The sequence below is a fragment of the Clostridium sp. B9 genome, assembly GCF_050509515.1.
In the GTDB taxonomy this organism is placed as follows: Bacteria; Bacillota; Clostridia; order Clostridiales; family Clostridiaceae; genus Sarcina.
This window is the reverse complement of the sequence record NZ_JBNWKA010000003.1, coordinates 1,365,549-1,379,179: the sequence shown is the minus strand read 5'-3', so window position 1 is coordinate 1,379,179 and position 13,631 is coordinate 1,365,549. Positions and strand designations below refer to the sequence as shown.

General features: G+C 28.0%; 20 protein-coding genes. 4 read left to right on the top strand and 16 right to left on the bottom strand.

Features of this window, described 5'->3' with window-relative positions; all coding sequences use genetic code 11:
• Positions 1-10: 10 nt before the first annotated feature.
• Both ACQZHJ_RS06235 and ACQZHJ_RS06230 read right to left on the bottom strand, forming a co-directional pair.
• A complete protein-coding gene (locus ACQZHJ_RS06235) occupies positions 11-1,537 on the bottom strand; it encodes a response regulator transcription factor (protein ID WP_430484681.1) in 1,527 nt (508 codons plus the stop codon).
• A 91-nt stretch (positions 1,538-1,628) separates the two neighbouring features.
• Positions 1,629-2,372: a Type 1 glutamine amidotransferase-like domain-containing protein gene (locus ACQZHJ_RS06230; protein WP_430484680.1), complete on the bottom strand. Its 744-nt coding sequence runs from the start codon at positions 2,370-2,372 to the stop codon at positions 1,629-1,631.
• A 250-nt stretch (positions 2,373-2,622) separates the two neighbouring features.
• Between ACQZHJ_RS06230 and ACQZHJ_RS06225 the strand changes: the two genes are divergently transcribed.
• Both ACQZHJ_RS06225 and ACQZHJ_RS06220 read left to right on the top strand, forming a co-directional pair.
• Entirely contained in the window at positions 2,623-3,423 is an 801-nt protein-coding gene (locus ACQZHJ_RS06225) for an aminoglycoside N(3)-acetyltransferase (protein ID WP_430484679.1), read from the top strand.
• 396 nt (positions 3,424-3,819) lie between these two features.
• Positions 3,820-4,206 carry a hypothetical protein gene (locus ACQZHJ_RS06220; protein WP_430484678.1) on the top strand — a complete coding sequence of 129 codons (387 nt, stop codon included), beginning with the start codon at positions 3,820-3,822 and terminating at the stop codon, positions 4,204-4,206.
• Positions 4,207-4,313: 107 nt separating this feature from the next.
• Here ACQZHJ_RS06220 and ACQZHJ_RS06215 read toward each other — a convergent pair whose 3' ends face one another.
• The 10 genes from ACQZHJ_RS06215 to ACQZHJ_RS06170 all read right to left on the bottom strand — a co-directional run bounded on the left by ACQZHJ_RS06215 (position 4,314) and on the right by ACQZHJ_RS06170 (position 9,392).
• Entirely contained in the window at positions 4,314-4,493 is a 180-nt protein-coding gene (locus ACQZHJ_RS06215; protein ID WP_430484677.1) for a MarR family transcriptional regulator, read from the bottom strand.
• A gap of 155 nt (positions 4,494-4,648) precedes the next feature.
• Positions 4,649-4,942, bottom strand: a complete 294-nt coding sequence (locus ACQZHJ_RS06210; RefSeq protein WP_430484676.1) for a hypothetical protein — start codon at positions 4,940-4,942, stop codon at positions 4,649-4,651.
• 110 nt (positions 4,943-5,052) lie between these two features.
• Positions 5,053-5,424: a DUF4440 domain-containing protein gene (locus ACQZHJ_RS06205; RefSeq protein ID WP_430484675.1), complete on the bottom strand. Its 372-nt coding sequence runs from the start codon at positions 5,422-5,424 to the stop codon at positions 5,053-5,055.
• A gap of 48 nt (positions 5,425-5,472) precedes the next feature.
• Positions 5,473-5,856 carry a hypothetical protein gene (locus ACQZHJ_RS06200; protein WP_430484674.1) on the bottom strand — a complete coding sequence of 128 codons (384 nt, stop codon included), beginning with the start codon at positions 5,854-5,856 and terminating at the stop codon, positions 5,473-5,475.
• 269 nt (positions 5,857-6,125) lie between these two features.
• On the bottom strand, positions 6,126-6,260 hold the full coding sequence (locus ACQZHJ_RS06195) for a hypothetical protein (RefSeq protein ID WP_430484673.1): 135 nt from the start codon (positions 6,258-6,260) through the stop codon (positions 6,126-6,128).
• 437 nt (positions 6,261-6,697) lie between these two features.
• A complete protein-coding gene (locus ACQZHJ_RS06190) occupies positions 6,698-6,832 on the bottom strand; it encodes a hypothetical protein (RefSeq protein ID WP_430484672.1) in 135 nt (44 codons plus the stop codon).
• 166 nt (positions 6,833-6,998) lie between these two features.
• Entirely contained in the window at positions 6,999-7,250 is a 252-nt protein-coding gene (locus ACQZHJ_RS06185; RefSeq protein WP_430484671.1) for a hypothetical protein, read from the bottom strand.
• Positions 7,247-7,840 (bottom strand): MBL fold metallo-hydrolase, encoded by a 594-nt coding sequence (locus ACQZHJ_RS06180; protein WP_430484670.1) that lies wholly within the window; start codon positions 7,838-7,840, stop codon positions 7,247-7,249. Before ACQZHJ_RS06180 ends, ACQZHJ_RS06185 begins: the two co-directional genes overlap by 4 nt.
• A 108-nt stretch (positions 7,841-7,948) precedes the next feature.
• Entirely contained in the window at positions 7,949-8,917 is a 969-nt protein-coding gene (locus ACQZHJ_RS06175) for an arsenic resistance protein (protein WP_430484669.1), read from the bottom strand.
• 226 nt (positions 8,918-9,143) lie between these two features.
• Positions 9,144-9,392 (bottom strand): YgiT-type zinc finger protein, encoded by a 249-nt coding sequence (locus ACQZHJ_RS06170; protein ID WP_430484668.1) that lies wholly within the window; start codon positions 9,390-9,392, stop codon positions 9,144-9,146.
• A gap of 363 nt (positions 9,393-9,755) precedes the next feature.
• Between ACQZHJ_RS06170 and ACQZHJ_RS06165 the strand changes: the two genes are divergently transcribed.
• Together ACQZHJ_RS06165 and ACQZHJ_RS06160 are read left to right on the top strand one after the other, a co-directional pair.
• Positions 9,756-9,950, top strand: coding sequence for a hypothetical protein (locus tag ACQZHJ_RS06165; RefSeq protein WP_430484667.1), 195 nt, complete (start codon positions 9,756-9,758; stop codon positions 9,948-9,950).
• 48 nt (positions 9,951-9,998) lie between these two features.
• Complete coding sequence (locus ACQZHJ_RS06160) at positions 9,999-10,724, top strand: carbon-nitrogen hydrolase family protein (RefSeq protein ID WP_430484666.1); 726 nt, start codon at positions 9,999-10,001, stop codon at positions 10,722-10,724.
• Positions 10,725-11,235: 511 nt separating this feature from the next.
• Here the strand turns inward: ACQZHJ_RS06160 and ACQZHJ_RS06155 are convergent.
• From ACQZHJ_RS06155 to ACQZHJ_RS06140, 4 genes are all read right to left on the bottom strand, one after another.
• On the bottom strand, positions 11,236-11,934 hold the full coding sequence (locus tag ACQZHJ_RS06155) for a hypothetical protein (RefSeq protein WP_430484665.1): 699 nt from the start codon (positions 11,932-11,934) through the stop codon (positions 11,236-11,238).
• Position 11,935: 1 nt separating this feature from the next.
• Positions 11,936-12,268, bottom strand: coding sequence for a PadR family transcriptional regulator (locus ACQZHJ_RS06150; protein ID WP_430484664.1), 333 nt, complete (start codon positions 12,266-12,268; stop codon positions 11,936-11,938).
• A gap of 247 nt (positions 12,269-12,515) precedes the next feature.
• Positions 12,516-13,022, bottom strand: coding sequence for an N-acetyltransferase family protein (locus tag ACQZHJ_RS06145; RefSeq protein ID WP_430484663.1), 507 nt, complete (start codon positions 13,020-13,022; stop codon positions 12,516-12,518).
• Between the two features lie 86 nt (positions 13,023-13,108).
• Positions 13,109-13,618: a GNAT family N-acetyltransferase gene (locus ACQZHJ_RS06140; protein WP_430484662.1), complete on the bottom strand. Its 510-nt coding sequence runs from the start codon at positions 13,616-13,618 to the stop codon at positions 13,109-13,111.
• Between the last annotated feature and the right edge of the window lie 13 nt (positions 13,619-13,631).

Here is a 13,631-nt window from a genome sequence, read left to right as displayed (position 1 = left end):
AAGCTCTCTCCTATTTACAAGCACTTTCTTTAAATACCTTTGGAGTCACACCAAATGTATTTTTAAAAATACGATTAAAATAAGATTGATTTTCATATCCACAAGCCTTTGCCACTTGTACTATCTTCATATTTCCAATTTCTAAAAACTCCTTGGCTTTATCCATTCTAAAATCAGTTATATATTTTACAATATTTGATCCAGTTTCTTTTTTAAATACATAACTTAAATAAGATGATGTAAAATTAACCTTTTCTGAAATATAATCTAAACTTAATTCTTTGTCATATTCAGCTTGTATTATTCTAATAACCTTATTTGCTACCCCTTTTTCATCTATAATTTCATTATTGCTAAACTCTCCAACCTCTTCAATAATCTCATGAAAGCATAATTTAATATTACTATTAGAATTACATCCTAACACTTTTTGAATCATACTTTTCTTTTTCTGCTTATCATAAATATTAAAAGTTACAAAAAGCTTATCCACCAAATCATAAAAAATATGGTGTATATATATTGTGCTTGCAGCCCCTTTTTTTAATAAATAATCTATAAGTTCATCAATATAAAATCCAGTTTTGTTTAAGTCTTTTGATAAAATAGATTTATTAATATTTTCTCTAATACTCTCTATTTCATTTTCAAAAACTTCATTGGATATATTAAAATTATTAATCATAAATACCTTTGGTGTAAATTCATAGATTTTTGACTTTATCTCTTCAATCCTCCTAGCCTCCAAAAAGATATCACTGACCATATTAAGAATATTACCTACAAAAAATATACACTCCTCATTTTTTAACATCCTAATTTCCTTTAACAGTTTATTACAAAACTCTTCCACTTCTAATTCATTTATTCTAGAATTGCTATGTAAAATCAAATATGATTCATTTGGGTAAAAGTTAACATATTCATAGTCATATTTCATATATGCACTAACAAGTGTTAAGAAAACATTTTCATATTCTTGAAAAAAACTATTCTTGCTCTCAATATTTATTATCAATAAATTTTCTAAATTTAAATTTATATTATAAGAACTCAACCTTTCCTTAATACTCTCTTCACTATTATCTTTAGTAATTAAGTCATATAGAACAATTTTTTTATTTGACTTCATTAGAAATATTTTTTTCTCTTCTTCAAGTTTATTTCTATTACAAGACTCTATAACATCACCCATAACCTTTTTGAATTCATCAATTTCTATAGGCTTCAATAAATAATTAAAAACCTTAGCCTCTAAGGCTTTCTTTGCATAGTCAAACTCACTATAAGCACTAAATATTACTGTTTTTATTGTCTTATCAAAATTAAAAACTTCTTTGGCAAGTTCCAATCCATCCATAAATGGCATTTTTACATCAGTAAAAAGTATATCTACACTATGCCTCTTTATATAGTCTAAAGCTTCTTTTCCGTTGGTAGCCTTATATATCTCTAATTGAAAATCAAATTTCTTTATAAGAAACTCTATTCCATCACGCTCTGTAGCTTCATCATCCACTAATAAAATTTTTAACATAAATCTCCACCTCATAACCCAATTTATATATTTAATACTTCTGAAAATTTTTTAAAAACACCTCTTCGCCATAAAACTACTTATAACTATATTATAATAAGTTCATATCTAACAATGAAATACTTCTAAAATCATCATTTTTCTTAATTTCTTCCTTAATTATTTTACCTTCTTTTGAGAAAATCTTATATGCTCTACTTTCCTCTTCAGAAGATAAAACTCTATACTTTCCATCAATTAGTGCTATAGCACAATTATTATCTAGGGCAATTCCAATCTCATTCCTCTCTCTTATCATTCTATAGAATTCTTCTTCTCTTCTTCCTTCATTGAAATGTGGACAATGGAATCCATTAATCAATCCCAAGCCCTCAATTTTTATATACTCAAAGCCATCTTCGCTCTCTTCATCTTCAATCTCACTTTGTCCATACTTAAACCAACAAATAGAGCCAGCGCTAAGCCCTGAAAGTAAAGTTCCTCTTTCATATGCATCCTTTAAGAATTTATCAACCCTTTTCTCTTTCCAAACCTTAAGCATATGGATGGTATCTCCACCACCAACATAAATAATATCTGCCCATTCAATCTTCTCTTCAATCTCACTCTCTGACAACTTGTTATCTAAAAGATATAGAACATCTACTATTCCGCCTAATTTTTCTTCATATAGAGCTCTAAATCTTACACAATAGCCCTCTGGTTCAAAGCTTGCTGTTGGAATAAATAAAACATTAGGCTTCTCTTTTCCATATAACTTAACTATCTCTTCATCAATCCTGTAAGTCTCTCCTTTAGAAAGCTCTCCTCCACCTATTGCCACAATCTTCCCCACAAAATCTCTCCTCTCAAATATACCTATTTATATATTAATCTATGTTTTAATAAAAAGTCTCACTATACAATTCTTATAAAAAAGTATATCACATAAATTGAAACATTTCCCATAATATACAAAACCCAATATATATTTAAAGATAAATGCTATACTTAGTCTAAGCACAAATTTATCTAAATTTCTAGCTAACCAAAATCAAAACTAATTTTGAAACAGATTTAAGTAACTATAAAAGGGAGTGAATTAAATGGGAAAAGATATTAAAAGGGAACTTGTTTTAAAAGAAGACTTAATTCAAGGATTTAAGAAACTTGGATTGGAAAAAGGACAAAACATAATGGTGCACGCCTCTCTTAGTAGCCTAGGCTTTGTCTGTGGTGGAGAGCAAATAGTAATTGAATCATTAATAGATGCTGTTGGTGAAGAAGGAACCTTAATGATGCCAACTCAAACTTGGAAAAACCTAGACCCATCTAGTGGTGTTCACTGGGAAGAGCCTGAAGAATGGTATGAAGCAATAAGAAATAATTGGCCAGCCTATAACAAGGATATAACTCCAACAAACACTATGGGAAAGGTTGCTGAAATGTTTAGAAAATGGCCTAATGCCAAAAGAAGTAATCACCCTGTAAGATCTGTTGCTGCATTAGGTAAAAATGCTGAATATCTAACAGAAAATCATAACCTAGAAAATATATTTGGTGAAAATTCTCCTATAGACAAACTATACAAACTAGATGGCTATGTACTATTAATAGGTGTAGGCTACGATAAAAACACCTCAATCCATTTAGCAGATACCTTAGCAAAGTACCCTTCAAAGCATCATGAAGACAATAGTTGTGCAATGATTGTAAATGGAGAAAGAGAATGGGTAACCTACAAAACTCTCTATGTAGATGGAGAAGATTTTGAAAAAATAGGTGAAGACTTTGAAAAATCCAATAAAGTTAAATCCTTAAAAATTGGTAATGCCACAGTTAAATTTATGAAACAAAGAGATTTAGTTGACTTCTCAATTAAATGGATAGAATCAAACAGAAAGTAAACACACTAATTACTTATGTAAACTTAAACAAATTTATTTAAACTCAATAATAGACTATGTTTTAAATTCATGTTGATTGCAGCTATCTACTCAGTCCTACTTAAATTCACAAAGAGTATTTATTATTCTCAATAGATTATAAAACTCTAACATAAGTATTAGGTGATTTTTCACCTGTATCTAAAACAAGCACTACTTTAAAACATAGTCAAATAAAAAACTTTCAAACAATAATAATTTACTAAAAGTACTTTTTAAACTTATTATATATTAATCACCTCTATTTCACTTTTCATCTTTAAAACTTTTCATCACTACTCCCTTACACTAAAAGGAATTTATTGTATTTAATAGAACTATATATCTATATAATAAACTATTTTTAAGGAGCCTTTCATGAATGAGTTAATTTTAAAAAGATGTAAGTACTGTGATCAGAAATATACTGGTTCAAGTGAAAGCATCTGTTGCTCTGATACTTGCCAAGATAAATACTCAAAATATATAAACTTAAGAAAAAAAGCTAAAATTCCACTTAACTCCATCTATATAACTCTTATGATAATTCTTTTAATAAGTTACTTTTTCTATCCAAACGCTCCACTAACACCATATTGTTCTCTAACTTCCATACTAATCATATACATCTTAGAAATAATCTTCCCCTTTGGTGAAGATGAAGGTTTAAAGAAAAGGGGTGTTAGAAAGACAAAAATTCTTAGAAGATTTCTTTGGAGTATCGCCCTTATCTACTTCTCAATACTTTACTTTAAAGCTATTTAACAGAATAAAATCTGTATCTTAATGATTACTATCTATAAAAAATAAGCAGATATAAATTAAAATTTTCTTCTAACTTATATCTGCTTATCTCACCATAACTAATCATCCTATTTGTTTACTGCGTAATAACATCTTTTTGGTGACATTATTTTCTCATCTTTTTTAAGATCTTTGATAGCTTTATCAACATCCTTTTTCTCTAATCCAGCTTTTTCAGCTATCTCTCCACCTTTTAATGGCTCTTCTGAGTTACTTAAAACTTCTAGTACTTTTTCTTTTATATCCATGTCCTTCACTCCTTCTTAAAAAGAAATTTTCCTGATATATTTATTATAACTCTTTCTATGATTATTTTCAAATAATCATTATTAATTAATTGTAATAATCTATACAGCAATAAATTATCATAAAAAACAATATATTATGTACTATATTCTTTCAACTAAATTTTATTTGAACCTATAGTAGTATTCTTCACCTTATTAAAAAGTAATTTCACTATTAAAAATATTACATAAAATACTATTATATTTTGTATTAAATTTAATACGTTTATTCCAAATCCAGATAAGAAAGTTCTATTCAAATCTTGCTCGTGAAATGTTAAATATTTTAGTGGATATCCAAATGATTTATATCTTTCACCTGTATTTGGTATAGGATATAATAATGTAAATATTAAATTAGTCCAAAGAGCATAATTTAATATCTTTAAGTTAAATATTTTTTTCCTCATTTTAATCCTCCTTCGCTACTCTTAATCAAGGTGTATCGCTTCTTTATAACATTTTCAAATACATACCTAATCTTCTTATTTAAGCCCAACCTTTAATAAGAATAAAACTCTTAATTAACTAGCAAAGTCCCTTGATGAAAAAACATCTTAAAGCTTTTTCCCTCTTTTCTCCATAAAGAGCTACGAAGTGAATATCTCTTTCTTTCATCAATTTCATCATATTTAACCACCTTATAGGTAGCTAGTACACATTTATCATCTATTTCCTTTATATCAAAATTTAAAATCTCCCAATTTAAGCTTCTCTCATCATCTTCCGCTTGGAAAACATCACCTTTTTTATAATGATATTCGCTCCCCGAGCTACTGAATTCAACAAAGTCATCTGCTAAAAGCTCATTTATCTTTTCTGCTGACTTTCTAACATCAGAACTTAATAAATTCTTCTCTAACTCCAATATTTCATCTCTTGTACACTTCATAATAAACACCTCAAATTCATCCATAATATTTTCCCAATCTGCATATATCTATTTAAGTGTCTTAGCTTCTTTTTCTATATCTTTAAGCTTCCCATATGTCTCCAAAGTTTTTGCATCTAAAAATCTCTGGTTTCTCATATAATCATCTTCGTCACAGAATGCTTCATCTTCACTCTCTTCCTTATATTGCTCTCTATATTCCCTAATAGCACAGATCTGCCCATATAACCATTCTGATATATTCCTAACTTCATAAATATTCTCTAAATCGAAACCACCTTTAAATTCCTTTATTAATATGCTCTCTCCATCTCCTAGAATCTTATTTTCACTTCTAGGTAAATCTCCTTCTTCAATAACAGCCTCTAACTTTTGTAAACTTTCTATAAGATTAAGCGCTCTTTCTGCAAGCTTCATCTTTACACTACTCATGGTCTTCCCCTCTCAAATAATCAAATAAATTAAACTAACGAAATTTATTATTTTATCAATTCCTATTTTACATACAAATTATTACAGAATTAAGACAAAACAAAAAAGATTTAAAGCTAATTTAACTTTAAATCTTTCTAATCATTTACTATAAATAATCCTATGTTTCATAAGCTTTATACCTACATTGTATAATAAAAAAATATATAATACCTATTGAAAATCCTTACACTCATATTACAATTTTGAAACTATTCTTAATATGTTATCTAAAACTCTTCATAACTTATGTTATGATCTTCATCTGGAAGACTTTTATTCAAAGTAATGTAAGCAAGCCCTACTAAAATAGGTAAAGTTAATATTGATAATGTTAATAAAATAGATAAGCTAAATAAGTTCATAATAAAATCCTCCTCTTAAATATAATTTAACTAATTTTTAATTATGTTTCCTAAACTTCTTAAATTAATTATATATAAAAATACTAAAATCATACATCGAATTACATTACACTTAGATTACAAAATTGAAACATTTATTAAGAAAAGATAACTCTATACTTCCACAATACTAATTTAAAACAGAGCCTAAAAATAAAAAGTTGTATAAAACCTAGCCTAATAAAACTCTTTTCTAGGAAGGTATCGCCCTTCAAGTTTTATTGTAAGTTTATCATACAACTTATTATTTAAAATTATTCAATTGTAATTTAAGCTTAGCTTTGTTTTAGGTCATTGCTACTCTTTAGACAAATTCAAATCTGCTTTCCAGTTCTATCTAAAAAGAAAACATCAGTTTAAAACAGCTAATTTCTTTAATATCATCAAACCTATTTATATTAAAATTCCTCATAACTTATGTCAACATCTTCTTCAGGAAGATTTTTATTAAAAGTAAGATAAGCCAATCCTACTAAAATAGGTGCAATCAATATTGAAAACGTAATTAAAACAGGTAAACTTAATAATTTCATAATAAAACCCTCCTCTTATTAATTAACAAATAAGTATCTAATGTTATTTGTTAATAATATTATAACACCCTAAAATATAAATAAACAGTCTGTTAATAAAAACGTTTTCATGATATAATAGGAAGGTAGGATATCTTATACAAACCCTCCTTATATTTCAAATAAATTAAATCTCTATTTTCATACCATCATAGGCAAACTCTATACACTCAAGCTCCTTCTCAATCTCAATATAGTCATCATAAGACTTACCCCAATCCTCTTCTAAATGAGTAATAATAACCCTCTTTATACTATACTTATCCTTTAGGTTCTTAACCTCATCCATAATAAATAAATCATTCCTAAGCGGATTATCTTCACCTAATATAACCCCATCCTTAAGTACATCACCAACTATAGTATTTCCTATAATCATGCAATCTGCTCCATTAAATATATGGTCTCTGGAAATGGCTTAACATCACATGGTGCATATATAAGTTTCTTCCCCTTCTTTTCAAAAACAAATACAGTAGCATGATTAACGCCAATAAAACTTATTTTTATATCATCAATAATAATCTCCCTATTAACATCTTTTCTCTTAATAAGCTTTCTAACATTCTCATAATAATCCATATAAGGACCAAACTCAAATCTTATAGAGTTAATACTTTCAATAACATTCTCTAAAGCAATAACCTCAATGGGATTATCACACTCTTTTCCCAAAGAAACATCAAACCAATTAAGCCTAAGCTGTTCAAAAACTCTCATTCCAAGAGTATGATCTGGATCAACATGGCTAAATAAAACTCTATCTATTTCTCTTACTCCACAATTATTCAATCCATGACAAATATCCTCTGGAGTATCAACAAGTAAATTCAAATCCTCTAAAAACAAACTACACCCACATCTAGAATAAGGAATCCCCTTAATTCTAGCCTCTTCACAAACCTTACACATACATATTGGTCTAGGTAATGCCACACATCCACCACTACCAACAATAGTAAATCTCATGACCTTCTCCCCCTTTAAAATCTATATTTCACTCATACTACCACACTTTTTACCAATTTAAAACCGCATCATTTCCCCTTTTTCTCCTAATCATCTCTTAATATAAAACTATATTATAGACACTTTATTTTTTCTTATAAAAAGCAACAATTTAGCAACTAAAAACAAAACAGGTAGCTCTATTAATGGTCCTATTATAAGTGCTAAAGAAATTAGTGGTTTATCTGGAAATGAAGAAACTGCTATAGCTAAAGCTATAGGTGAATTCCTAGCAAGCGTAGTTAAACTTAATGAAACACCATCTTCGTAGTCTAAATTTATTACTCTTCCAATAACTCTTCCAACAAAAAAATTAATTATAAAGAATAATAAAACTGGTATAAGCAATATAAATAGCACCTCATAATTTTCAACTAATATCCTTCCTTGAGAAGCAAACATTGCTACTATAGCTAGATTTAAAAAATGTCCCTGAAAATCACAAGCCCTAGGAATAATCTTTTCTTTAAATTCATAAGTTCCAACCTTTTTTAAAATACCCCATCTAGCCACTATTGATGCCGTCAATGGGAGTATCAAACTTAAGATTACGCCTTTTCCTAAATCTAAGATATTGATATCTATACTAGCGCCCCCTATAAATATTATGTAAAGCGGTAATAAAGCTAACTGAAGTATCAAATTCAAAGGAAGTATAGATGAACCTAAAGCCACATTCCCCTTAGCAATTCCTGTAAATATTAAATACCAATCTGTACAAGGTGTCACCATAAGCATAACAAATCCAACTAAAAGCTCTGGTTGATCTCCCAAAAATAATTTTCCCAAAATAAATATTAAAATCGGTGTCCATAAAAAATTTATACTAACTGACCATACTGTAAACTTTAAGTTCTTAAATGAAGCTCCTATGTCTCTTAAAGGCACTTGTATAAAAACTAAAAATAACATTATCATTAATGAAGGCATTATTAAATATTCTGAATACCTATTAACAATTGCTATTTGTCCAAGCAAAACACCTAATAATACCATAAATAAAATATTAAAACTTTGAAACCTGTTTACATCTTCCATTAATTCACTCCTCATACTTAAACTATCTTTCAATTATGATTTCTCTTTAGTTCAATCTTGATTTTTTTCTCATAATCATCTTCACTACTTTACATACTACTATTAAACACTCTCATCACTTATAGAAATGGTAGTATTCTCTAAAAAACAGATAAATTTCTCTAATCTCGCCATATGATTATGATTATCATTTTAAATTATACAAAATATTAAATTATCTTTCAAGTCAAAGAAGAGTATTTGCTATAACTCCCTCTTCCTCTTCACACTTAAAATAATCTACAACTTTCATATTTTTTTGAAGTGAATACTGAATTATTCTATTTCTAACAATATCATGTACAAATACCATTCCACATTTAGGACACTTTTTCCCTGGAACATTAATTGCCTTAATCACTTTGCCCTCATACTCCACATCAAAATCAGTTGTAAAATCCCTCAACCACTTCTTGCAATCTTTACATCTAAACAAATCCATCCCCCCTATTCACCAAATCTATACTTTCATTCTATTAATGTCACTTTATGTTTTATGTATATTTCCCACAACAAAATATAGCTATAAATTAAAAAGCTTACAAAATCTAGTGTTTTTCATCTTTACTTATCACTAAAGATTATTTAAACCTTTGACTCTTTTTAAATCCAGATATTTCCCCACTAAATCTTCTTAACTCCCTATTTAAATTTATCTAAATTTAACCTATAATCAACTCCAAGTCTAATTAAATAAAGTTTAATAAAAATTAACCTAACTCTAAAAGGAATCTTCATTTGTAATCTAGAAAATAATCTTATGCTAAAATAATTATTTAACTAAGGAGAACTATTAATTATGCTAAGAAAATTTATTACGGGAAGTGAAGTAATAGAGAAATCTTTAGGTTACTTTCCTTCATTCCATGATGATATCATTGAGAAAGTTGAAATATCCAAAGAAGGAATAAAACTATATTTAACCTTACAGTCACATCCTAAAAACATAAAATCACCTAAAATAAGACTTAAATTCCTTCATGTCTTAAGCTAATCATAAAAGTACATTTTTAATAACTCAAAATCTTATAAGGAGAAAAATATGAAAATAGGACTTGCCTCTAAGGAATTCATAAACAATGATATTCAAAAAAATACTTTAACTATAATTGAAACCATGAAAGAAGCTAAAGAAAATAAAGCACAAATGATATGTTTTGGAGAAGCCTTTCTTCAAGGATTTGATTCTCTAAGTTGGAACTATGCTAAGGATAAAGTAATAGCAATAACTAAGTCTTCTCTCCACATTAAAGTCATAAGTAAATTTGCTAATGACCTTGATATAGCAGTATCTTTTGGATATATAGAAAATGATAATGACCTTTTATATTGCAGCTATATTGCGATTGATAATACTGGTAATATAATTCATAACTTTAAAAGGGTTTCCCCTGGCTGGAAGGAATCTTGTGATTTCAAATATTATAAAGAAGGTACTGAATTATCAACTTTTGCTTATAAGGATTTAACCTTCGCTATAGGTTTATGTGGAGACTTTTGGTATGAGGAAAATATTGTTAAAGTCTCAAAACTAAAAAAGGATGTTGTTTTATGGCCATTATTTGTAGATTTTGCTATTGAAGAATTCGAGAAGCAATATAAAGAAGAATATGCCAAACAAGTGAAACCCTTAGGTTCAAAAGTACTATTTATAAATAGTATATGTAAAAAAACGCCCTCCTTTGGAGGATGTCTTGAATTTTTAGATGGTAATATTCTTAGCGAACTTCCTATAGGTAATGAAGGTATCCTTTATATAGAAATCTGAAGCTCAAATATTTTTACTAATCGTATATATTGGTGTTTTAATGTATCAGATATAAAATATCTTATTTTGACTATTGACTGTGCAAATTTAACATCATGCAACCTTACAAAAAAATGCGGTTTTGAACTCTTTGAAAAAAGAACTCCACTTAGTCATAAACAACATAATTTGGAAAGTGATAGCTACTTTTACTACAGAAAATATAGAAACTCTAAATTAAATAGGGAAACTTAAAATATTTTTTCATTTTTTGTTGACAAGCACTCTAAATTGATGTTATTATAAATAAGCAGTTGGTACTAATACAGTGCTAATTATGTAGAGCTTGGTTGTCCTTCGCCGGATTCCAAGCTCTACTACTTTATATAGACTTTTATTTAATTACCCATCTAATTTAATTAACATATAAATATCAACATATGTACCATATAAATAATCATTAAATACTCTAAGCTAAACACTTTCTTATATTTTATTATATATCTCAATATCAACAAAACTTATCCTTAAACTACTCTTTGCTTTTTCCTTTTTTACTATCTATCAATAACTTAATACTCCATATTATAAATATTAAAACCACTATAGTTGATATTATTAGGCATATAAAATAATTTGGAATTGATATTAATATAAACTTTCTAGAATAATATCCTATTAGGACCAAGATTCCTATATAACACAAATTCCCTAAAAACATAAAGACAAAATCTTTCTTTTTTCCGTTTGAACTTATAATTATGCCGAAAACTAAATATATCATTGGAACTGAAAGTATTAATCCTGCTAAAGGTAATAATTTTAAATTAAAACTAGAATTCCAAAGTGAATTAAAGTTTAAAGGGTTTATTGCTCCTAACTCTGTAATACAATTTAAGGCTATAAAGAAAGGAGCTACCTTAATTACTGACAAAATTATTGATTTAATGTTTTTCATTTCATAAAGTTTATTATTTCCTCTATATTCCTCAACTATCCTATTGCAAAATTCTTTGTAATCACCACCTATAAAATCATATAAGTTTTCTCCTCTTTCTTGTGCTCCCAATAGCATATCTAAAATATCATTTATTGCTTCTTCTGAATCCTTTTCTGTTAACTTAACCCTTATGTAACATACAATATCAGTTACTAAATCATTGTACTTTGAATCTATCTTTTGCATATTTTCATAATTAAACTTAATTTCTTCATTTATACTTTTTCTCATGTTATTCACTCCCCTTTACTAATAGTCCATCAACAAATCCTTTTAATTCATCCCAAAGATCTTTAAACCCCTGAAGCTCCTCTTCTCCTAAACATGTTAAAGAATAATACTTTCTTTGTGGCCCTAATGGAGAAGGTTTCTTACAAGAACTTAAAACACCTCTTTTTTCTAATCTAGTGAGTATTGGATATATTGTACTTTCACTTGCAGACTTAAATCCATAATTCCTAAGTTCCGTAACAACTTCATATCCATAAGTCTCTTCCTTGTAATTAATTATTTGTAATATACACCCTTCTAAAACACCTTTTAAAATCTGAGAATTATTATTCAAACATCCACCCCCCTCTACTACGTATTGCATAGTAGCTTTCCCTCATTTTACCACTTGCAACACTACTACGCAATACAAAGTAGTTATTTTTACTAATACTAAGCATTTCAAATTTTATCCTCTAAAAATATATATCAAAATTAATATTAGCAATAAAAAAACCGAATTTATCTTTTTAAAAATATAAATTCGGTAATAGCTTGGATTTATATACTCCATTTAAAACATATTTATTATTATTCAATTACTAACCAATGATTTTTTCATACCTATATTCATTCAAACTTTTTCCTATATTAATTTCTTTAATAGTCCCATCATGTTTAAATCCAACTTTTTCATAGAATTTTCTTGCCTTTATATTATCTTCAAGGACCCATAAAGTTACCTTCTTATAACCTCTATTCCTTAATTCACCTAAGCCCCAGTTGATTAATTTAGTTCCTACGCCCCTTCCAAAATACTCTGGCAATAAATATATTCCCCATACTTCACCATAGCTATCAGTTTTATCTGTATCTCTACATTTTCCTATACATATAAATCCAATTACCTCATTATTACTCAAAATAACTGCATTCTCTTCCAATCCATCTTTTATAACTCTTTCAAAGTATCTTTGTTTTTTTTCTATATTAAAATTATCTAATATCTCATCTGGTATTATTCCCTTATATGATACTTTCCATGAGTTTGAATGTATCTTTGCTAAATCTTTAGCATCACTTATATATGCATATCTAATATCAAACATATTAATCTCCCTTTTAAACTTTATTGCACTATCTAATAGCTTGATAATTCCCCATCTATTCTTACCTTTCAAAGGCAATATAATTTCTACTTAACTAAACTTTTATAATACATAACTTCCTTAGCATTGCTAAACATCTTAGATTTTTCAGTCAAAACAAAGCCATACTTTTCATAAAACTTTCTTGCTCTACTATTCTCCTCAAAAACCCATAGGATTAAATCCTTAAAGCCAGCTCTTCTTACCTCTTCTAAAATATATTCCATCATTATTGAACCATATCCTACACCCCAATTTTCAGCTAAACTATGTATGCAAATCAGTTCTGCGTAACCCTTCATATTTTCTTCTCTTGCATCATTCCAATATGCTATACAATGTGGCTTCCCACCAACTGATAAGATATACCCATTTCCTATATCTTCTTTTAACAACATAGAATACATTTCCTCTGCTTTTTTTACATCAGAGAACTTTTCTATTTCTTCTCTAGACAAAATTTCACCAAAAGCAGCTTTCCATGATTCAGTTTGTATATAAGCTAATACTTTTTCATCCCCAACTTTCACTTTTCTTAAATCAATATTTTTCCCCATAATTCTTTCCTCT